The organism is Burkholderia sp. AU39826 (genome assembly GCF_020419965.1).
Taxonomy (GTDB): Bacteria; Pseudomonadota; Gammaproteobacteria; order Burkholderiales; family Burkholderiaceae; genus Burkholderia; species Burkholderia semiarida.
The window spans coordinates 836,091-857,913 of record NZ_JAIZQG010000002.1; the positions used below are offsets into that span (position 1 = coordinate 836,091).

At 67.2% G+C, this 21,823-nt stretch carries 12 protein-coding genes, 1 tRNA gene and 1 pseudogene; 6 read left to right on the forward strand and 8 right to left on the reverse strand.

Features of this window, described 5'->3' with window-relative positions; genetic code table 11:
• Positions 1-21 precede the first annotated feature (21 nt).
• From lpdA to aceE, 3 genes are all read right to left on the reverse strand, one after another.
• Positions 22-1,788, reverse strand: a complete 1,767-nt coding sequence (lpdA, locus tag LGM42_RS08690; RefSeq protein WP_226231997.1) for a dihydrolipoyl dehydrogenase — start codon at positions 1,786-1,788, stop codon at positions 22-24.
• 287 nt (positions 1,789-2,075) lie between these two features.
• Positions 2,076-3,728 carry a dihydrolipoyllysine-residue acetyltransferase gene (aceF, locus tag LGM42_RS08695; protein ID WP_226231998.1) on the reverse strand — a complete coding sequence of 551 codons (1,653 nt, stop codon included), beginning with the start codon at positions 3,726-3,728 and terminating at the stop codon, positions 2,076-2,078.
• A 69-nt stretch (positions 3,729-3,797) separates the two neighbouring features.
• Positions 3,798-6,494: a pyruvate dehydrogenase (acetyl-transferring), homodimeric type gene (aceE, locus tag LGM42_RS08700; protein WP_059583310.1), complete on the reverse strand. Its 2,697-nt coding sequence runs from the start codon at positions 6,492-6,494 to the stop codon at positions 3,798-3,800.
• Between the two features lie 273 nt (positions 6,495-6,767).
• On the opposite strand from aceE, the pseudogene fixL reads away from it, so the two are divergent.
• The 4 genes and pseudogenes from fixL (at position 6,768) to LGM42_RS08720 (ending at position 13,403) form a co-directional block, all read left to right on the forward strand.
• A pseudogene (gene fixL / locus LGM42_RS08705) lies at positions 6,768-9,283 on the forward strand (oxygen sensor histidine kinase FixL).
• A complete protein-coding gene (gene fixJ, locus LGM42_RS08710; RefSeq protein WP_006493245.1) occupies positions 9,280-9,918 on the forward strand; it encodes an oxygen response regulator transcription factor FixJ in 639 nt (212 codons plus the stop codon). Before fixL ends, fixJ begins: the two are co-directional and overlap by 4 nt.
• A gap of 243 nt (positions 9,919-10,161) precedes the next feature.
• Complete coding sequence (folD, locus tag LGM42_RS08715; protein WP_059583307.1) at positions 10,162-11,022, forward strand: bifunctional methylenetetrahydrofolate dehydrogenase/methenyltetrahydrofolate cyclohydrolase FolD; 861 nt, start codon at positions 10,162-10,164, stop codon at positions 11,020-11,022.
• Positions 11,023-11,315: 293 nt separating this feature from the next.
• Positions 11,316-13,403 (forward strand): M3 family metallopeptidase, encoded by a 2,088-nt coding sequence (locus LGM42_RS08720; RefSeq protein ID WP_226231999.1) that lies wholly within the window; start codon positions 11,316-11,318, stop codon positions 13,401-13,403.
• A 60-nt stretch (positions 13,404-13,463) separates the two neighbouring features.
• On the opposite strand, the gene dinB is transcribed toward LGM42_RS08720, so the two are convergent.
• Positions 13,464-14,636 (reverse strand): DNA polymerase IV, encoded by a 1,173-nt coding sequence (gene dinB / locus LGM42_RS08725; protein ID WP_226232000.1) that lies wholly within the window; start codon positions 14,634-14,636, stop codon positions 13,464-13,466.
• A gap of 245 nt (positions 14,637-14,881) precedes the next feature.
• Here dinB and LGM42_RS08730 point away from each other — a divergent pair, with 245 nt between their 5' ends.
• On the forward strand, positions 14,882-15,574 hold the full coding sequence (locus LGM42_RS08730) for an aspartate/glutamate racemase family protein (RefSeq protein ID WP_059583301.1): 693 nt from the start codon (positions 14,882-14,884) through the stop codon (positions 15,572-15,574).
• Between the two features lie 246 nt (positions 15,575-15,820).
• Here the strand turns inward: LGM42_RS08730 and LGM42_RS08735 are convergent.
• Positions 15,821-15,897, reverse strand: a tRNA-Met gene (locus LGM42_RS08735).
• A 182-nt stretch (positions 15,898-16,079) separates the two neighbouring features.
• On the opposite strand from LGM42_RS08735, the gene xth reads away from it, so the two are divergent.
• Positions 16,080-16,856 (forward strand): exodeoxyribonuclease III, encoded by a 777-nt coding sequence (gene xth / locus LGM42_RS08740; protein ID WP_226232001.1) that lies wholly within the window; start codon positions 16,080-16,082, stop codon positions 16,854-16,856.
• Between the two features lie 22 nt (positions 16,857-16,878).
• On the opposite strand, the gene LGM42_RS08745 is transcribed toward xth, so the two are convergent.
• The 3 genes from LGM42_RS08745 to glnL form a co-directional block, all read right to left on the reverse strand.
• Positions 16,879-18,987, reverse strand: a complete 2,109-nt coding sequence (locus tag LGM42_RS08745; protein ID WP_226232002.1) for a prolyl oligopeptidase family serine peptidase — start codon at positions 18,985-18,987, stop codon at positions 16,879-16,881.
• Between the two features lie 88 nt (positions 18,988-19,075).
• Positions 19,076-20,602: a nitrogen regulation protein NR(I) gene (gene ntrC, locus LGM42_RS08750; RefSeq protein ID WP_226232003.1), complete on the reverse strand. Its 1,527-nt coding sequence runs from the start codon at positions 20,600-20,602 to the stop codon at positions 19,076-19,078.
• Between the two features lie 36 nt (positions 20,603-20,638).
• A complete protein-coding gene (glnL, locus tag LGM42_RS08755) occupies positions 20,639-21,781 on the reverse strand; it encodes a nitrogen regulation protein NR(II) (RefSeq protein ID WP_059583294.1) in 1,143 nt (380 codons plus the stop codon).
• Positions 21,782-21,823: the final 42 nt, after the last annotated feature.

Sequence of the window (21,823 nt, forward strand, 5' to 3'; positions counted from 1 at the left end):
TGGCCGGCCGTACCGCTCGCGTTACTTCTTGCGTTGCGGTGGCAGGTCCGTACAGACGCCTTCGTACAGTTCGGCGGCCATGCCGACCGATTCGCCGAGCGTCGGGTGCGGATGGATCGTCTTGCCGATGTCTTCCGCGTCCGCGCCCATCTCGACCGCAAGGCACACTTCGCTGATCAGGTCGCCCGCGTTCAGGCCGACGATGCCGCCGCCGATCACGCGATGGGTTTCCTCGTCGAAGATCAGCTTCGTGAAGCCTTCGTCGCGGCCGTTCGCGATCGCGCGGCCCGACGCGGCCCACGGGAACACGGCCTTGCCGTACTTGATGCCTTCGGCCTTGCACTGGTCTTCCGTCTTGCCGGCCCACGCCACTTCCGGATCGGTGTACGCCACCGACGGGATCTGCAGTGCGTCGAAATACGCCTTCTCGCCGTGCGCGGCTTCCGCGGCGACGTGGCCTTCGTGCACGGCCTTGTGCGCGAGCATCGGCTGGCCGACGATATCGCCGATCGCGAAGATGTGCGGCACGTTCGTGCGCATCTGCTTGTCGACGTCGATGAAGCCGCGATCCGTGACCGCGACGCCGGCCTTGTCGGCGCCGATCTTCTTGCCGTTCGGGCTGCGGCCCACCGCGACGAGCACGAGGTCGTAGCGCTGCGCTTCCGCGGGCGCCTTCTCGCCCTCGAACTTCACGTAGATGCCGTCTTCCTTCGCTTCCGCGCCGACCGTCTTGGTCTTCAGCATCACGTTGCCGAAGCGCTTCGCGTTGTACTTTTCCCAGACCTTCACGAGATCGCGGTCGGCGCCCATCATCAGGCCGTCCATCATTTCGACGACGTCGATCTCCGCGCCGAGCGTCGCGTACACCGTGGCCATTTCGAGGCCGATGATGCCGCCGCCGATCACGAGCATGCGCTTGGGCAACTGGCGCAGTTCGAGCGCGCCCGTCGAATCGACGATGCGCGGGTCTTCCGGCATGAACGGCAGTTTCACCGCTTGCGAGCCGGCGGCGATGATCGCCTGCTTGAACTTGACGACCTTCTTGCCGTTTTCGCCCTGCACTTCCATGTGGAACGGATCGACGAACGCGCCGACGCCGGTGACCACTTCGACCTTGCGCGCCTTCGCCATGCCGGCGAGGCCCGTCGTCAGTTTCTTGACGACGCCGCCCTTGAAGTCGCGCAGCTTGTCGAGATCGACCTGCGGCTTGCCGAACGTGATGCCGTGCGACGCGAGCGCCGCGGCTTCGTCGATGACGAGTGCCGTGTGCAGCAGCGCCTTCGACGGGATGCAGCCGACGTTCAGGCACACGCCGCCGAGCGTCGAATAGCGTTCGACGAGCACGGTCTTCATGCCGAGATCGGCGGCGCGGAACGCGGCCGAGTAGCCGCCGGGGCCGGCGCCGAGCACGAGCATGTCGCACTCGATGTCGGCGGCACCTGCGTAGCTGCCGGCTTGCGGCGCGGGTGCCGACGCGGCTGCGGCCGGCGCCGGTGCGGCGGCTGCGGGCTTCGGCGCTTCGGGTGCTTTCGCGGGAGCGGCTGCGCCTGCCGAGGCTTCGACGATGGCGATGATGGTGCCTTGCGAGACTTTCTCGCCGGCTTTGACCTTGACTTCCTTGACGGTGCCGGCGACGTCGCTGGGCACTTCCATGGAGGCTTTATCGGATTCGAGCGTGATGAGGGTTTGTTCTTTTTCGATCACGTCGCCGGGTTTGACGTTGACTTCGATGACATCGACGCCGCTGAAATCGCCGATATCCGGAACCTTGACTTCGATGAGACTCATGACTGTCCCCTTCTTGATTGACTGCGGAGAGAGAGGGAGGGGCTGGCGAAAAAGCGGAAACTGACGCCATGCGGCCTGACAAGAGCACGGGACGTTGGGCAGGACCACCTTTGCCGTCCGCCCAAGGACGCGCCTTTCTTTTGGTTACTTTTCTTTGGAAGACAAAGAAAAGTGACCGCCGCCCCGCGCAGGGGCGACGCTAGCAGACCGTTGGCAAAACAGGTTCAACGAAAGGGCGTGGAGCACCAAAAACAAACCCACGCCCTCGCGAGCCCCCTCCCCGCTCATCAAAGAATGATGCGACGGAAATCGGCGAGCAACGCCCCGAGATACGCATTGAATCGCGCGGCCTCGGCGCCATCGATCACGCGATGGTCATACGACAGCGACAGCGGCAGCGTGAGCCGCGGCACGAACTGCTTGCCGTCCCACACCGGCTTCATCTGGCCGCGCGACAACCCGAGGATGGCGACTTCCGGCGCATTGATGATCGGCGTGAAGTTCGTCCCGCCGATGCCGCCGAGCGACGAGATCGAGAAGCAGCCGCCCTGCATCTGGTCCGGCTTCAGCTTGCCGTCGCGCGCGGCCTTCGACAGCTCGGCCATTTCCTTCGCGATATCGACGAGCCCCTTCTTGTCCGCATCGCGGATCACCGGCACGACGAGACCGTTCGGCGTGTCAGCTGCAAACCCGATGTGGTAGTACTGCTTGAACACCAGGTTGTCGCCGTCGAGGCTCGCGTTGAAGGTCGGGAACTTCTTCAGCGCGGCGACGACTGCCTTGATCACGAACGCGAGCATCGTGAACTTCACGCCCGCCTTCTCGTGTTCCTTGTTCAACTGGACGCGCAGCGCTTCGAGCTCGGTGATGTCCGCTTCGTCGTTGTTCGTGACGTGCGGGATCATCACCCAGTTGCGATGCAGGTTCGCGCCCGAGATCTTCTTGATGCGCGACAGCGGCTTCGCCTCGAACGGGCCGAACTTCGAGAAGTCGACCTTCGGCCACGGCAGCAGGTTCAGCTCGCCGCCGCCTGCCGGCGCGGCTGCCGCGGCCGGTGCCGCGCGCTGGCCCGTCATCACGCCCTTCACGAAGCCCGTGATGTCTTCCTTCGTGATGCGGCCCTTCGGACCGCTACCCTGCACGCGCGCGACTTCGACGCCGAGTTCGCGTGCGAACTTGCGCACGGACGGCGACGCGTGGCTCGCGCGGTATTCACCCGACGGCGCAGCGGCCGGCGCGGCAGCAGCCGGTGCGGGCGCGGCCTGCGCGGGCGCCGGTGCGGCAGCAGGCGCGGGCGCCGGCGCGGCCGGAGCCGGCGCGCTGGCCTGCGGCGCGGCGGCAGCCGGTGCACCGGCGGTTTCGAGCAGCACGATCAGCGTGCCTTCCGACACCGAATCGCCCACCTTCACCTTGATGTCCTTCACGACGCCGGCGGCCGGGCTCGGCACGTCCATCGTCGCCTTGTCCGATTCGAGCGTGATGAGCGACTGTTCCTTCTCGACCGTGTCGCCGACCTTCACGCCGATCTCGATCACCGGGACGTCCTTGTAGTCGCCGATGTCGGGCACCTTCACCTCGAGCGTACCGCCGGCGGCTGCCGGGGCGGCGGCGGGCGCCGCGGCGGCCGGTGCCGGCGCTGCTGCCGGAGCCGGAGCCGGAGCCGCGGCCGGCGCAGCCGCGCCGTTCGCCTGGGCGCCTGCGCTACCTTCGAGCAGCACGATCAGCGAACCTTCCGACACGGAATCGCCGACCTTGACCTTGATTTCCTTCACGACGCCGCCGACCGGGCTCGGCACGTCCATCGTCGCCTTGTCGGACTCGAGCGTGACGAGCGACTGCTCGGGCTCGACCGTATCGCCGACCTTCACGCCGATCTCGATGACCGGCACGTCCTTGTAATCGCCGATATCCGGCACCTTCACTTCGATCGCTTGACTCATCTGTTTCTGTCTCCATGGCCGCGCGCGCTCCTCGCGGGAGCGGCGCGCGGCATTACACGGCGTGTGCGTTTAAACGGTCATCGGGTTGGGCTTGGACGGATCGAGGTTGTACTTGGCGATCGCGTCCGCGACCACCTTGCGCTCGATCGTGCCTTCGTCGGCCAGCGCGTTGAGCGCGGCGACGGTGACCCAGTGACGGTCGACCTCGAAGAAGTGACGCAGCTTCTCGCGGGTGTCCGAACGACCGAAGCCGTCGGTGCCCAGCACGACGAAGCGGCGGTCGATCTGGCCGCGGATCTGGTCGACCAGCGCACGGACGTAGTCGGTCGACGCGATGACCGGGCCCTGCGTGTCCTTCAGGCACTTCTGCACGTGCGACAGGCGACGCTCCTCGGTCGGATGGAGCAGGTTCCAGCGCTCGACGTCGTGGCCTTCGCGCGCGAGCTCGGTGAAGCTCGGCACGCTCCACAGGTCGGCGGCGACACCCCAGTCGTTCTTCAGCAGGTCGGCGGCGGCGATCACTTCGTTGAAGATCGTGCCCGCGCCGAGCAGCTGGACGCGCGGCGCCTTCTTGTCGGCGTCGGCCTTCCTGAACGCGTACATGCCCTTGATGATGTCGGCCGCCACGTGCTCGCCCTGCGGAATCGCCGGGTGCTCGTAGTTCTCGTTCATCACCGTGATGTAGTAGTACACGTCTTCCTGGTCCTGCACCATGCGGCGCAGGCCGTCCTGGATGATCACCGCGAGTTCGTAGCCGAACGTCGGGTCGTAGCTCACGCAGTTCGGCACCGATGCCGCCCACAGCAGCGAGTGGCCGTCTTCGTGCTGCAGGCCTTCGCCATTCAGCGTCGTGCGGCCCGCGGTGCCGCCGAGCAGGAAGCCGCGCGAACGCATGTCGCCCGCCGCCCAGGCGAGGTCGCCGATCCGCTGGAAGCCGAACATCGAATAGAAGATGTAGAACGGCACCATGATCTCGCCGTGCGTCGAATACGACGTCGCCGCCGCGATCCAGTCGCACATGCCGCCCGCTTCGTTGATGCCTTCCTGCAGGATCTGGCCGGTCTGCGATTCCTTGTAGAACATCAGCTGGTCGGAATCTTCCGGCACGTACTTCTGGCCTTCCTGGTTCCAGATACCGATCTGGCGGAACAGGCCTTCCATGCCGAACGTGCGCGATTCGTCCGGAACGATCGGCACGACGCGCTTGCCGAGCGCCTTGTCCTTCAGCAGGATGTTCAGGATCCGCACGAACGCCATCGTCGTCGAGATCTCGCGGCCTTCGCCCGTGCCCTTCAACAGCGGCTCGAACGCGTCGAGCGCCGGCACCGGCAGCGACGTCGCCTTCTCGCGGCGGTGCGGCAGGTAGCCGCCGAGGTCCATGCGCTTCTGGCGCATGTATTCGAGTTCCTTCGAGCCTTCCTCGAACTTCAGGTACGGCACGTCGGCGATCTGCTCGTCGGTGATCGGCAGGCGGAACTGGTCGCGGAACTTCTTCAGTTGCTCGACCGGCAGCTTCTTCTGCTGGTGCGTGATGTTCATCGCCTGGCCCGACTCGCCCATCCCGTAGCCCTTGATGGTCTTCGCGAGGATGACGGTCGGCGCGCCCTTCGTGTTCGTGGCTTCGTGGAACGCCGCGTAGATCTTGTGCGGATCGTGGCCGCCGCGGTTCAGCGCCCAGATGTCGTCGTCCGACCAGTCGGCGACGAGCGCCTTCAGCTCAGGCGTGTTGAAGAAGTGCTCGCGAACGTACGCGCCCGACTCCGACTTGTACGTCTGGTATTCGCCGTCGACGCACTCCATCATGCGGCGCATCAGCGCGCCCGACTTGTCGCGCGCGAACAGCGCATCCCAGCGGCTGCCCCAGATGACCTTGATCACGTTCCAGCCGGCGCCGCGGAATTCCGATTCCAGTTCCTGGATGATCTTGCCGTTGCCGCGCACCGGGCCGTCGAGACGCTGCAGGTTGCAGTTGATCACGAACACGAGGTTGTCGAGCTTCTCGCGGCTCGCCATGCCGATCGCGCCGAGCGATTCCGGCTCGTCCGTCTCGCCGTCGCCGAGGAACGCCCACACCTTGCGGCCTTCCGTCTTCGCGATGCCGCGCGACTCGAGGTACTTCATGAAGCGTGCCTGGTAGATCGCCATGATCGGGCCGAGGCCCATCGACACGGTCGGGAACTGCCAGAAGTCCGGCATCAGCCACGGGTGCGGGTACGACGAGATGCCCTTGCCGTCGACTTCCTGGCGGAAGTTGTCGAGCTGCTCTTCCGACAGGCGGCCGAGCAGGAACGCGCGCGAGTACACGCCCGGCGACGAGTGGCCCTGCACGAACACGAGATCGCCGCCGTGCTGGTCGGACGCCGCGTGCCAGAAGTGGTTGTAGCCGACGTCGTAGAGCGTCGCGGCCGATGCGAACGATGCGATGTGGCCGCCGACGTTCGTGTCCTTGCCTGCACGCAGCACCATCGCCAGCGCGTTCCAGCGCGTGTACGAACGGATGCGGTGCTCGATGTCCTGGTCGCCCGGAATCTTCGCCTGGGCTTCGACCGGAATCGTGTTGATATACGGGGTATTGGCGGAGAACGGCAGGTGTTCGCCGTGCATGCGGGCGAATTCGATCTGCTTTTCGATCAGGTAGTGCGCGCGGCCAGTGCCCACGGAGGAGATCACGCCATCGAGCGACTCGAGCCACTCGACGGTTTCTTGCGGGTCGTCGTCACGTTCGGCGGCGACATATTTCATCACTTCGTTCGGTACAGCGGACATTCTCGTCTCCTGGGTCCTGGAATGTGAGGATCGCTCTCGTGCAGACGACGCGACGCGACCGGCTGCGGGCAAGCTCCGACGGATTGTAATGAGCGTGGACGGGCCTGCGCAACAAAATTTTCGAATTGTGAGATCTTTTCTCGCCATGCGGAATATTGCTGCGCTGCACCCTTGTTTCGGGGCTCCCCGGGCCGTCTCGTCGGAACAAAACCGTTTCCGTTCAACATATCCGGTAGCGGTTTTCCATGTATTGCGCTGCGCTACAATCCTGCCATGTTGACCGATCGGCTTTTCGCACGCTCGGCGCGACCGCCGGGCCCGCCGGCGGAGTCGCAGCCGTCCCGTTGGCACCACGGACCGTGGTGGTCCAACTCCTATCTGCTGACGCCGCTGCTGTCGATCCTGGTGTTCCTCGTCGTGATGAGCCTCATCCTGTGGAGCCTCAACCGGCGCGAACAGCAGCAGCAGGAAGACACCCTCTTTCGCAACGTCGCGTGGGCCCAGCAGCAGATCCGCCTGTCGATGACGGGCGCGCAGGAACAGTTGCAGGCGCTGTCGCGCGACCTCGCATCCGGCCGGCTCGACCAGAACGCATTCCAGATGGCCGTCGCGGACGTCATGCAGACGCATCCGGAAATCCTCTACCTGAACTGGTACACCGCGCCCGGTGTGCAGCGCTGGCCGACCGTGCATCCGCCGCTGCTCGGCCAGCGGCTCGCGAAGCCCGGCGACGCGCAGATGCAGGAGGCCGTGCGCGGCGCGTACGACGAGGCGCGCAGCACGCGCCGCCAGGCCTATTCGCCGCTGATCTACGACGACTTCGGCAACGGCTTCATCACGTTGCAGACGCCCGTGATGCGCGGCGACCGCGAATATCTCGGCGCGATCGCCGCGGTGTTCTCGGTCGAAGGGATCCTGAAGCACGACATCCCGCAGGAATTGTCGTCGAAGTACAAGATCTCGATCACCGATTCGAACAACCGCGAGCTATCGTCCACGTCGACGCGCCCGCGCCTGCCGCGCGACTCGCACTACGACCTGCCGCTCGATCCGCCCGGCCAGGGGCTGACGGTGCGTGTGTATGCGTTCCCGCAGCTCACGAACCTCACCAACAACACGCTCGTGTGGCTCGTCGCCGGCCTGTCGTGCTTCGTGCTGTGGAGCCTCTGGAGCCTGTGGAAGCACACGCGCCAGCGCTTCGAGGCGCAGCAGGCGCTGTACGCGGAGGCGTTCTTCCGCCGCGCGATGGAAAACTCGGTGCTGATCGGCATGCGCGTGCTGGACATGCACGGCCGCATCACGCACGTGAACCCGGCGTTCTGCCGGATGACGGGCTGGGACGAAACCGATCTCGTCGGCAAGGTCGCGCCGTTCCCGTACTGGCCGCGCGACGCGTACCCGGAAATGCAGCGCCAGCTCGACATGACGCTGCGCGGCAAGGCGCCGAGCTCGGGCTTCGAGCTGCGCGTGCGGCGCAAGAACGGCACGCTGTTCCATGCGCGCCTGTACGTATCGCCGCTGATCGACAGCTCGGGCCGCCAGACCGGCTGGATGTCGTCGATGACCGACATCACCGAGCCGAAGCGCGCGCGGGAGGAACTCGCCGCCGCGCACGAGCGCTTCACGACGGTGCTCGAAAGCCTCGACGCCGCGGTGTCGGTGCTCGCCGCCGACGAAGCCGAGCTGCTGTTCGCGAACCGCTACTACCGCCACCTGTTCGGCATTCGCCCGGACGGCCATCTGGAGCTGTCGGGCGGCGGCTTCGACCGCGCGCAGGCGTCGTCCGACTCGATCGACATGGTCGACGCGTTCGCGGGCCTGCCGGCCGCCGCGCTGACGAGCAGCACCGCCGACGCGCAGGAGGTGTACGTCGAGAGCATCCAGAAGTGGTTCGAGGTGCGCCGCCAGTACATCCAGTGGGTGGACGGCCACCTCGCGCAGATGCAGATCGCGACCGACATCACGACCCGCAAGAAGGCGCAGGAGCTCGCGCACCAGCAGGAAGAAAAGCTGCAGTTCACGAGCCGATTGATGACGATGGGTGAAATGGCGTCGTCGATTGCTCACGAATTGAATCAGCCGCTCGCCGCGATCAACAACTACTGCTCGGGCACGCTCGCGCTCGTGAAGAGCGGCCGCGGCACGCCCGAGACGCTGCAGCCCGCGCTGGAAAAGACCGCGCAGCAGGCGCTGCGCGCCGGGATGATCGTCAAGCGGATCCGCGAATTCGTGAAGCGCAGCGAGCCGAAGCGCCAGCCGGCGCGGGTCGCGGACATCGTCGCCGACGCGGTCGGGCTCGCCGAAATCGAGGCCAGAAAGCGCAGGATCCGGATCGTCACGGAAATCCTCGCAAGAATGCCTATTATTTATGTCGACCCCGTGCTGATCGAGCAGGTGCTGGTGAACCTGATGAAGAACGCAGCCGGGCGATGGCCGACGTGAAGCCGGCGTCGGTGGACGGCGTGATCCGCGTCGTCGCCGACATCGATGCGGGCTTCGTCGACATCCGTGTGATCGACCAGGGCCCGGGCGTCGACGAAGCGACCGCCGAGCGCCTGTTCGAACCGTTTTACAGCACCAAGTCCGACGGCATGGGCATGGGGCTGAACATCTGCCGTTCGATCATCGAATCGCATCGGGGGCGTCTGTGGGTGGTCAACAACGTCGAGCCGGATGGCCGCATTTCCGGCGCGACGTTCCACTGCAGCCTGCCCATTGGGGAACCCGCTGATCTCGGCCAAGGGGGGCGCGAGGCATCGGCATCACATACCGTTACGGGAGAACTATGAATAGCCCTGTCACCACCACTCAGGAAACCGTCTTTGTCGTCGACGACGACGAGGCCGTACGGGACTCGCTGCGCTGGCTGCTGGAGGCGAACGGCTATCGCGTGCAATGCTTCTCGAGCGCCGAGCAGTTCCTCGATGCGTACCAGCCGGCGCAGCAGGCCGGCCAGATCGCGTGCCTGATCCTCGACGTGCGGATGTCGGGCATGAGCGGCCTCGAGCTGCAGGAACGCCTGATCGCCGACAACGCCGCGCTGCCGATCATCTTCGTCACCGGTCACGGCGACGTGCCGATGGCCGTGTCGACGATGAAAAAGGGTGCGATGGACTTTATCGAGAAACCGTTCGACGAAGCCGAGCTGCGCAAGCTCGTCGAGCGGATGCTCGACAAGGCCCGAAGCGAAAGCAAGAGCGTGCAGGAGCAGCGTGCCGCGAGCGAACGCCTGTCGAAGCTGACCGCGCGCGAGCAGCAGGTGCTCGAGCGGATCATCGCGGGCCGCCTGAACAAGCAGATCGCCGACGATCTCGGCATCAGCATCAAGACGGTCGAGGCGCACCGCGCGAACATCATGGAAAAGCTCAACGTCAACACGGTGGCCGACCTGCTGCGCCTCGCGCTGTCGAAGAAACAGGCCTGAGCGTGTTCCCGGGCCGCGGCGGCAGCGCCGCCCGGCCCGCAACCGGCGCTTGCCGCCCCGCGCGATGCGGCCCACTCGCGCGGCGGCGCGCCGTTTTTCCCGGCGCGCGCGCGCCGCGGCCATGACGCTTCCCGTTGATTCGCTGTCGGACGGCAGCAGGCGAACGGTATAATTACGTGCTTTGCTACGGCGCTTTCGGGCGCCGTACGCCCGCATCCCAACTTCCCGGCAGAACCCACCACCATGACAGCCCTCCTCATCGACGGCAACGCCCTTTCGAAGACCCTGCGCGCCCAGGCCGCCGAACGCGCCGCCGCGCTGACCGCACGCGGCCACCAGCCCGGTCTCGCGGTGATCCTCGTCGGCGCCAACCCGGCGAGCGAAGTCTACGTGCGCAACAAGATCAAGGCGTGCGAGGACAACGGCTTCTTCTCGCAGAAGGATGCCTACCCGGACACGCTGTCGGAAGCCGACCTGCTCGCGCGCATCGACGAGCTGAACCGCGATCCGAAGATCCACGGCATCCTCGTCCAGCTGCCGCTGCCCGCGCATATCGACAGCCACAAGGTGATCGAGGCGATCGCGCCGGAAAAGGACGTCGACGGTTTTCACGTCGCGAACGCGGGCGCGCTGATGACCGGCAAGCCGCTGTTCCGCCCGTGCACGCCGTACGGCGTGATGAAGATGTTCGAAGCGCACGGCATCGCGCTGCAAGGCGCGAACGCGGTCGTGATCGGCCGCTCGAACATCGTCGGCAAGCCGATGGCGATGATGCTGCTCGACGCCGGCGCGACCGTGACGATCTGCCACAGCAAGACGCGCGACCTCGCCGCGCATACGCGCCAGGCCGACGTCGTGGTCGCCGCGGTCGGCAAGCGCAACATCCTGACCGCCGACATGGTCAAGCCGGGCGCGACGGTGATCGACGTCGGCATGAACCGTGACGACGCGGGCAAGCTGTGCGGCGACGTCGATTTCGCGGGCGTGAAGGAAGTCGCCGGCTACATCACGCCGGTACCGGGCGGCGTCGGCCCGATGACCATCACGATGCTGCTGATCAACACGATCGAATCCGCCGAACGCGCGGCTGCCGCCGCGGCCTGACGCACTACCCGCTCAGCCGGCGCGCGCTTGCGCGCGCCGGTGTCCCGCCAGCCGCGCTCGCCCCGCCTGCGCCGCCCCGGCCCGCGGCGGCCTACCGTCGGGCCGCCGGCCGCCGAATGCCGTTCCCGGCCACGCCCGTCGCTGCGCATCCGACCCTGCGTCAATCGCGTCATTAGAAACTAACGATTGGAAAGCACGCGATGCGCCCCAATAATGTCGGTATCGGGCGCGCTCGCGCCCAGCCGCCGTTACCCTTTTCATCCCGGTTCATCCGGCAACAGACAGGGAGTCTTATGTCCGCCAGCGCCCATACCAATCCGCTCCTCGACTTCTCCGGCCTGCCCCGTTTCGGCGAGATTCGCCCGGAACACGTGACGCCCGCGCTCGATACACTGCTCGATGCCGCCAACCGCGCAGTCGAAGCCGCGAGCGCCAGCGAGACGCCGGCGACCTGGGCCGCCGTCGTCGAGACGGTCGAGCAGGCCACGGAGCCGCTCGGCCGCGCATGGGGCATCGTCGGCCACCTGAACGCGGTCGCCGACACGCCCGAACTGCGCGCTGCCTACGGCGAAAACCTGCCGCGCGTGACCGAGTTCTGGTCGAGCGTCGGCCAGAATCTCGCGCTGTACGAAAAGTACAAGGCGATCGCCGCGAGCGCCGAATACGCGACGCTGTCCACCGAGCGCAAGAAGATTCTCGACAACGCGCTGCGCGACTTCCGCCTGTCGGGCGCCGAGCTGCCCGAGGAGCAGAAGCCGCGCTTCGCGGAGCTGCAGGAACAACAGGCCGCGCTGTCGAAGGCGTTCTCCGATCACGTGCTCGACGCGACCAACGCGTACGCGTACTTCGCGAAGGACGAAGCCGAACTGGCCGGCCTGCCCGGCGATGCGATCGAGGCCGCCCGCGAGGCCGCGCAGAAGGACGGCAAGGAAGGCTGGAAATTCACGCTGCATTTCCCGTCGTATTTCCCGGTGCTGCAGTACGCGAACAACCGCGCGCTGCGCGAGACGCTCTATCGCGCGTATGCGACGCGCGCGTCGGAACTCGGGCCGCAATACGGCGACGGCAAGGCCGAATGGGACAACACGGCGATCGTCGCCGACGCGCTCAAGCTGCGCCGCGAAGAGGCGCAGATGCTCGGCTACCGCAACTTCGCCGAAGTGTCGCTCGCGCCGAAGATGGCCGAATCGCCGCAGCAGGTGATCGCGTTCCTCGAGGATCTCGCGACGCGCGCCCGCCCGCACGCGGAGAAGGACTGGGACGAGCTGCGCACGTTCGCCGCGAAGGAGCTCGGCCTCGCCGAACTCGCACCGTGGGACGTCGCGTACGCGGCCGAAAAGCTCCGCCAGCAACGCTATGCGTTCTCGGAAAACGAGGTCAAGCAGTACTTCCCGGAACCGGCCGCGCTGAAGGGCCTGTTCACCGTCACCGAAACGCTGTTCGGCGTGAAGATCAAGCCGGACGACGCGCCGGTGTGGCACAAGGACGTACGCTTCTTCCGCGTCGAGAACCGCGACGGCTCGCTCGTCGCGCAGTTCTATCTCGACCTGTACGCCCGCGAAGGCAAGCGCGGCGGCGCGTGGATGGACGACGCGCGCTCGCGCGCGAAGCGCGGCAGCGACGTGCAGACGCCCGTCGCGTACCTGACCTGCAACTTCTCCGCGCCGGTCGGCGGCAAGCCCGCGTGCTTCACGCACGACGAAGTCATCACGCTGTTCCATGAATTCGGTCACGGGCTGCACCACATGCTCACGCGCGTCGACGAGCTCGGCGTGTCGGGCATCAACGGCGTCGAATGGGATGCGGTCGAACTGCCGTCGCAGTTCATGGAAAACTTCTGCTGGGAATGGGACGTGCTGTCGTCGATGTCGTCGCACGTCGATACGGGCGCCGCGCTGCCGCGCGAGCTGTTCGACAAGATGATCGCCGCGAAGAACTTCCAGAGCGGGCTCGGCACGCTGCGCCAGATCGTGTTCTCGATGTTCGACATGCTGCTGCACGTCGATTTCGACCCGGCCGGCGCCACCGGCGTGACCGCGTTCGCGCGCGAGATCAACGAGCGCTATCACGTGATCCCGCAGGCGGCGTTCTCGCGCTGGCCGAACACGTTCAGCCATATCTTCGCGGGCGGCTATGCGGCCGGCTACTACAGCTACAAGTGGGCCGAGGTGCTATCGGCCGATGCGTATGCGGCGTTCGAGGAAGCCGCCGCCGCCAGCGGCAGCGTGCTCGATGCGGCAACCGGCACCCGCTATCGCCGCGAAATCCTCGAGGTCGGCGGCAGCCGCCCCGCGATGGAATCGTTCAAGGCGTTCCGCGGCCGCGAGCCGCAGATCGACGCGCTGCTGCGCCACAACGGGATGGCGGCGTCCGCGCACTGAGCGCGCGCTGCCGGGTTCGTCCGGCTGCCTCGACAGGCACCGCTTCGGCGGTGCCTTTTTTCATGGCGCGGGCGTGTCGTCGCCCGTTTCGTCGTCGAACAGCAGGAATTGCCCGTGGCGCTCGGCCGTGTCCTCGTCGATGCGCACGCCAACGCCGAGCAGCCGCACCGGCTGCGCGCGCCGCAACAACCCCTTCGCGAGCAGCGTGACGGCCGTCTCGGCATTCGTCGCGTCGGCCACGCACTCGACCGTCGTGCGCTGGAAATCGGCGAAGCGGATCTTCACGTACAGCTTGCGGATCGATCGCGCGGCGCCCGCGCGCTCGATCCGCGCGTCGAGCTGCACGACGAGGCGGCGAATTTCGTCCGCGCATTGCTCGAGCGTCGTCAGGTCGGTCACGTAGGTCGTCTCGACACTGACCGACTTGCGCTCCTGGTCGGCCTGCACGGGCCGTTCGTCGATCCCGCGCGACAGTTCGTACAGGCGCCGCCCGAACGCGCCGAATTCGCGGTGCAGATCGATCAGCGGCCAGTCGCGCAATTGCGCGCAGGTCTGGATGCCGAGCCGGTCGAGCCGCGTGGCCGTCACCTTGCCGACGCCGTGCAGCTTGCGCACCGGCAGCGCCGCGACGAACGCGTCGATCTCGGGCGGCCGCACGACGAACAGCCCGTCGGGCTTGTTCCAGTCGGACGCGATCTTCGCGATGAACTTGTTCGGCGCGACGCCCGCCGACACGGTCACGCCGACCGTGTCGCGCACCCGTTCGCGGATCTCGCGCGCAATCAGCGTCGCACTGCCCTGGCAACGCGACGACCCGCTGACGTCGAGGTACGCCTCGTCGAGCGACAGCGGCTCGACGTCGGGCGTGTAGTCGCGATAGATCGCCATGATCTGTCGCGACGCCGCGCGATACTTGTCCATCGCGGACGGCAGGATCAGCAGGTCCGGACACTTGCGCATCGCCAGCGCCGACGACATCGCCGAATGCACGCCGTAGCGCCGCGCCTCGTAGTTGCAGGTCGCGATCACGCCGCGCTGGTCGGGGCGGCCGCCGACCGCGAGCGGCCGGTTGCGCAGCGACGGGTCGTCGCGCATCTCGACCGACGCGTAGAAGCAGTCGCAGTCGCAATGAATGATCTTGCGCATGCGCGGCGGCGCGTCGCCGGACGGTGCGTGCGGATCGGCAGGCGGGATGGTGGTCGAGTTCACGGTGCCGATACTGTACAAAAACACAGTGCCGGTTTCAACTGCCGCGTACGTCAGGGGCCGGCTGCGCGAACCGGCCGTCCGGAGCCGGCCCCCTCGCCCGTCGCCTCAACCGGCCGTCCGGCAGCGGCCCTCCGGCAGCGGCCCTCCGCCACCGGCCCTCCGCCACCGGCTGCGCCGTACCGGCCCGGTTTGTGCGGATCGTACCGGCCGGGCACGGGCGGCGGCACCTATACTCGTCTGCCGCGATACACGAAACGCAAAGGTAACGGATGAAGACGATCGGACTGATCGGCGGCATGAGCTGGGAATCGTCGGCCGAGTACTACCGGATGATCAACCGGCACTCGAAGGCATTGCACGGCGGGCATCACAACGCGAAGAGCGTGCTGGTCACGGTCGACTTCGCCGAAATCGAAGCGCTGCAGCGCACGCACGACTGGGCCGCGCTCGGCGAACGGATGGCCGACGCCGCCCGGCAGCTCGAAGCGGCCGGCGCCGATCTCGTGGTCCTGACGACCAATACGATGCATCGCGTGCACGACGCGATCGAAGCCGCGGTGACGCTGCCGTTCCTGCACATCGCCGATCCGACCGGCAGCGCGCTGCGCGACGCGGGCGTCGAGCGCGTCGCGCTGCTCGGCACGCGCTATACGATGGAGTTGCCGTTCTATGCGGCGCGGCTGCGCGAGAAGTTCGGGCTCGACGTGCTCGTGCCGGACGAGCGCGGGCGCGACGACGTGCACCGGATCATCTACGACGAGCTGTGCCACGGCGTCATTTCGGCGGAATCGCGCACGACGTATGTGTCGATCATCGACGCACTGGCGAAGCGCGGCGCGCAAGCCGTGATCCTCGGCTGCACGGAAATCACGCTGCTGATCGGCGCGGACGACTCGCCGCTGCCGGTCTTCGATACGACCGCGCTGCACGCAAAGGCTGCCGTCGAGTGGGCGGCGCGGTGAATGACGCGCGCCGGCGCGGATCGACTATCGCCGCCCGAGAGCATCGCCGCATTGTTCCGTGCGTCAGGATTCACGCTCCCGGCGTGCGCATCGCCGCGCGCCCGGCCCGCGAATCACGCGACTCGCTTCACGCGGGCGCGCCGACGTAACGAGCGGGCACGGAAAACAAAAAACCCGGCGCGGAGCCGGGTTTTTCGTAGACGAAGTGCGCATCGGTCGATTGCGCGGCACATCGTCTGGTGTGCTTGGTTGCGGGGACAGGATTTGAACCTGTGACCTTCGGGTTATGAGCCCGACGAGCTGCCAGACTGCTCCACCCCGCGTCAGAGAAGTAAATTATAGGGTGAGGAAGTACTCACGTCAATACCTTTGTCACAGTTTCTGCTTCCGCTGCCCGGGCGACGATGCGCGGCCCAGGCACGCACCGCATGACGCGCGCGTTCGCACCCCATGCTCGCGGTAAGATGGCGGCCTTCGCATTCACGCCGCACGCACTCTCCCGTTCATGAAAATCGCCACCTGGAACGTCAACTCGCTCAACGTCCGCAAACAGCACGTGCTCGACTGGCTCGCGCAAAGCGGAGCCGACGTACTGTGCCTGCAGGAACTGAAGCTGCCGGACGAGAAATTCCCGCGCGCCGATCTCGAGGCGATCGGCTACCGCAGCTGGTTCGCTGGCCAGAAGACCTACAACGGCGTCGCGATCCTCGTGCGCGACACGCTCGCCGTCGACGAATCGGACGTCGTGCGCAACATCCCCGGCTTCGACGATCCGCAGCAGCGCGTGATCGCCGCGACGGTCGACGGCGTGCGCATCGTGTCCGCGTACTTCCCGAACGGCCAGGCGCTCGACTCCGACAAGTTCGTCTACAAGATGCAATGGCTCGACGCGCTGCACGCGTGGCTGCGCACCGAGCTGCAACGCTATCCGAAGCTCGCGCTGCTCGGCGACTACAACATCGCGCCGGAAGACCGCGACGTGCACGATCCCGCGAAATGGGAAGGCCAGAATCTCGTGTCGCCGCAGGAGCGCGCGCACTTCAAGCAGTTGATCGAACTCGGCTTCGTCGATGCGTTCCGCCGCTTCGAACAGCCGGAGAAAACCTTCACGTGGTGGGACTACCGGATGATGGCGTTCCGCCGCAACGCAGGGCTGCGCATCGACCACATCCTGCTGTCGCCGGCGCTCGCGGCGACCTGCGCGTCGTGCGAAGTCGATCGCACGCCGCGCACGTGGGAACAGCCGTCCGACCACACGCCCGTCGTCGCGATCGTCGGCTGATCGCGCACGCGCCCGCGCGCGATCAGCGCCGCGCGGGCGCCGGCCCGAGATGGGCCCACAGGAAACCGAATTCGGCTGCATCGGCTTGCGCGCGTTCGAGATCGTCCGCAGTGCCGTGGCCGCCGTCGGTGTTCTCCCAGTACCACACCCGTTCGTGACCGAGCGCCTGCATGCGCGCGGCCATCTTGCGCGCATGCGCGGGATGCACGCGGTCGTCGCGCGTCGACGTCGTCAGCAACAACGGCGGATACACGACACCTTCGCGCACACGGTGATACGGCGAATACGCGGCCAGCGCCGCGCCCTCGCGCGGATCGTCCGGGTCGCCGTATTCGTCGAGCCACGCGGCGCCCGCGTGCAGCTTCGGATAGCGCTGCATGTCGAGCAACGGCACGCGGCACAGCACCGCACCGAACAGCTCCGGCCGCTGCATCATGCACGCGGCGACCAGCAACCCGCCGTTGCTGCCGCCCTCGATTCCGAGCTGCGCGGCGGTCGTCACGCCCGTCGCGGCCAGATCCTCGGCGACCGCGATGAAATCGTCGAACGAACGCTGCCGGTGTTCGCGCTGCGCGTCGACGTGCCAGCGCGGCCCGAATTCGCCGCCGCCGCGGATGTGCGCGAACGCCATCACGCCGCCGCGTTCGAGCCAGCCGATGCCGAACGCATCGCTGTAACCCGGCAGGTTCGGGATCGCGAAGCCGCCGTAGCCCGACAACAGGCACGGCCGCGCGACCCGCGCCATGCCCTCCGTCGGGTCGAGCGCATCGCGCGGCCCGATTAGCGTGTACGGCACCACCGTGCCGTCCCGCGAACGCGCGCTCGCGCGGCGCACGACGAGCCCGGACGCATCGAACTGCATCGGCGGCCGGTCGAGCAGCACGCGGCGCGCGCCCGCATCGTCCGCGCGGTCGGCCAGATCGGCCAGCCAGCATTCGGGCGGATCGAGATACGTATCGACGTCGACGTACACCTCGTCGTTCAGCGTCGCTTCGACGGGCTCGACATCGATCTGCGCATCGCCCGGCCATTCGAACGGCCGCGCATCCCACGTCCACGACCCGTCGTCGCGCTGCCGCGGCTGCCACAGCATCGTGCGGTTGTGCACGTCGTCGAGCCAGCTCGCGATCAGCGTGGTGCGCGTGTGCGTCCACGTACAGGCGGACGTCGTCGGCTGCGGCGCGAACAGCGTCGTGAAGTCGCGCGCGCCGGCGAGGAACGCCTGCTCGCGGATCGCGAGCAGCGAGCCGCCCGCGTGGCGCACGCCATCGCAATCCCAGTCGAGGCGCGGCTCCAGCACGAGCCAGCCCTCCCAGAACCCGACCTCGACGTGCGTCGGCACGTCGTAGCGCGCCCATTCGCCCGCGTCGGTCAGCCGGTACGCGTGTGCATCGAAGAAATCGACGCTGCGCCACGCGATGTGGCGGCGGTCGATCGGATCGAACCACGCACCCGCGCTGATGTCGTCCGGCTCGCCCTTGAACACGACCGGCGCGTCGGCGAGCGCGGTGCCGCGCACCCAGCGCCGCGCTTCATACGGATAACCGGCCGCGGTCGCATGCGCTTCGCCGCGATCCCAGCTCACGTAGACGGTGTCGCGATCGATCCAGCCGACCGTGTGATGGCCCGGCTCGTCGATCGTGAAGCCGCCGTCGACGAACCGGCGCTCGACGAGATCGAACTCGCGCACGACGACCGCGTCGGCGCCGCCCGGCGACAGCGACAGCAGCACGCGATCGCCGTCCGGATACAGGATCGCCTCCTGCTCGAACACCCACGACTCGCCCTCTTCGGCGCCGAGCGCGTCGATATCGAGCAGCGTTTCCCAGTCGGGACGGCCGGCACGCCAGTCGTCCCAGCGCGTGCGGCGCCACAGCCCCTTCGGGTGGAGATCGTCCTGCCACAGGTCGTACGCCCAGTCGCGCCAGCGGGTCGGAATCACCGGGCGTTCGCGCGGCAGATACGCTTTCGCGAGACGCGCGGTCAGCGCGCGATAGGCATCGTCGTCGCGCAGCGCGGCGCGCGTACGCGCATTCTGCTCGTCAACCCACGTGCGGGCGCGCTTGCTGTCGAGCGCTTCGAGGAAACGGAACGGGTCGGCCCCGGCGGGCCAGCGGAAGGAATCGGACATGGAGGATCGGCGGAATGGCAAACTGCGTGCAAACCGCGATTATGTCCGATCGCGGCATGCGCGGGCACGCGCATGCCGCGAATCGAGCTCAGGGCTCCAGATGGAGTTCCTGGATCTTGCGCGTGATCGTGTTGCGGCCGATGCCGAGCCGCTCCGCGGCCTCGACCTTGCGGCCGCGCGTGAAGTCGAGCGCCTCGCGGATCACGGCCGCCTCGAAGCGGCGCGCGAGTTCGTCCATCACGTCGGCCGAGTTCTCGCGCAACAGCCGCGCGACTTCGGTGCGCAACCCGTGCTCCCACACCGGGTAGCCGGCAGGCGCACCGCCGTTCGCCGCGCTGGCGACGGGCGCGGCCGCCGTCGGCGCGGCACCAACCGCGGCAGGCATGGCCGCCGCATGGCCGCCGCTGCCGAGCGCGTCCGTGCCGTCGCCCGTCGCGGCGGCCGGCGCAGCGGGCGCGCCGGCCGGTACGAGATCGGGCGGCAGATCCTTGATCTCGACCGTCTGCGCGGGCGCCATCACGGTCAGCCAGTTCGCGAGGTTCTCGAGCTGCCGCACGTTGCCGGGAAACGGCAGCGAGCTCAGGTACGCGAGCGCGTCGTCGGACACGCGCTTGGGCTCGACGCCGAGATCGCGCGCGCTTTTCTGCAGGAAGTGGCGCGTGAGCAGCGCGATGTCCTCGCTGCGTTCGCGCAGCGGCGGCAGGCGCAGCCGGATCACGTTGAGCCGGTGGTAAAGGTCCTCGCGGAACAGCCCCTGCCGCACGCGCGACTCGAGATTCTGGTGCGTCGCGGCGATCACGCGCACGTTCGCGCGCAGCGGATTGTGGCCACCGACCCGATAGAACTGCCCGTCCGACAGTACGCGCAACAGGCGCGTCTGCAGGTCGAACGGCATGTCGCCGATTTCGTCGAGGAACAGCGTGCCGTTCTCGGCCTGCTCGAAGCGGCCCTGCCGCGTCGTCTGCGCGCCGGTGAACGCGCCGCGCTCGTGGCCGAACAGTTCGGATTCGAGCAGATCCTTCGGAATCGCCGCCGTGTTCAGCGCGATGAACGGCCCGTTCGCGCGCGGGCTGTGACGGTGCAGCGCCCGCGCGACGAGCTCCTTGCCGGTGCCCGACTCGCCGGTGATCAGCACGGTCGCGGCCGAATGCGACAGCCGGCCGATCGCGCGAAACATGTCCTGCATCGCGGGCGCCTGCCCGAGCATCTCGGGCGCCTCGGCCACGCGCTCGTCCTGCGGCGCGCCGCCGCGCAGGCTTTCTTCCACCGCGCGGCGGATCAGCTCGACGGCCTTGTCGACGTCGAACGGCTTCGCGAGGTATTCGAACGCGCCGCCCTGGAACGCCGCGACGGCGCTGTCGAGATCGGAGAACGCCGTCATGATGATGACGGGCAGGCCCGGCAGGCGCTCGTGCATCGCCTGCAGCAACTCGAGGCCCGAGCCGCCCGGCATCCGGATGTCGGACACGAGCACCTGCGGCGTCTCGTGGTCGAGCGCGGCCAGCGCGTCGCGCACGTTCGCGAAGCTCTTCGTCGCGAAGCTGTCCCGGGCGAGTGCCTTCTCAAGCACCCAGCGGATCGATTGGTCGTCGTCTACTATCCAGATCGGCTTCATAGGTCGGTCAGGTATGGGTGAATCGCATGTCGCCGCTCAATGGTCGAGCGGCAACAGAATCTGAAATTCGGTACGGCCGGGCCGGCTTTCGACCTCGATCATCCCGTCGTGCTGCTGCACGAACGTCTGGGCGAGCGTGAGGCCGAGGCCACTGCCGTCGTCGCGCCCGGACACGAGCGGATAGAAGATCCGGTCGCGGATCTCTTCCGGAATGCCGGGCCCGTTGTCGATCACGTGCAAGTCCAGTGCCAGCCGGTACAGGCGCTTGGCGATCGTGACCTTGCGCGCGATGCGCGTGCGCAGCTCGATCTTCGCGTCGCCCTGCGCGATTCGTTCGCGCAGCGCCTGCGCGGCGTTGCGCACGATGTTCAGCAGCGCCTGGATCAACTGCTCCTTGTCGCCGCGCAGGTCCGGCACGCTCACGTCGTAGTCGCGCTCGATCGTGAGCCCGCGCGGGAATTCCGCGAGCATCACCGCGCGCACGCGTTCGCACACTTCATGAATGTTCACGTCGCCGACGATATGCGGATGCCGGTGCGGCTCCAGCAACCGGTCGACGAGCGTCTGCAGGCGGTCGGACTCCTTGATGATCACCTGCGTGTATTCGCGCAATTCGCCGCGCTCGCGCTCGCCCAGTTCGAATTCGAGCAGCTGGGCTGCGCCGCGAATGCCGCCGAGCGGGTTCTTGATCTCGTGCGCGAGGTTGCGGATCAGTTGCTTGTTGACCGCGGTCAGGTCGTGGATGCGCTCTTCGCGGTCGGTGCGCGACTGCCGTTCGTTCTCGAACAGCTCGACGAGCACGAAATCGGGCGCGTTCTCGAGGAAGCCGACGATCGCATGCACATGCAGCGGTTCGCGGCCGGGCCGGTCGAGCACGGTATCGAGGTGCGTCGCGTGAAAGCGTTCCTGGCCGATCGCGGTGATCGTCGACGCGAGCTCGTTCGCGTTCGGGAAAATCTCGCCCCACGGCCGCTGCGCGAGCTGCCGCCGCGAAATGTCGAGCATCGCCTCCGCGGACGGGTTCGCGAACGCGACCCGCAGCGTCTTGCGGTCGAGCACGATCACGACCGTCGGCAGTGCTTCGAGCCCCGCCAGCAGACCCGAGCGCGCGAGCCGCTCGTCGTCCGTCAGTCGTTCGGGCTGCCCCGTTTTCGCCTTGATCAGATTCTTCAGAACCATCTGCGTGCTTGTCGCGCCTCACCGGGCCAGAAAATGAAAATC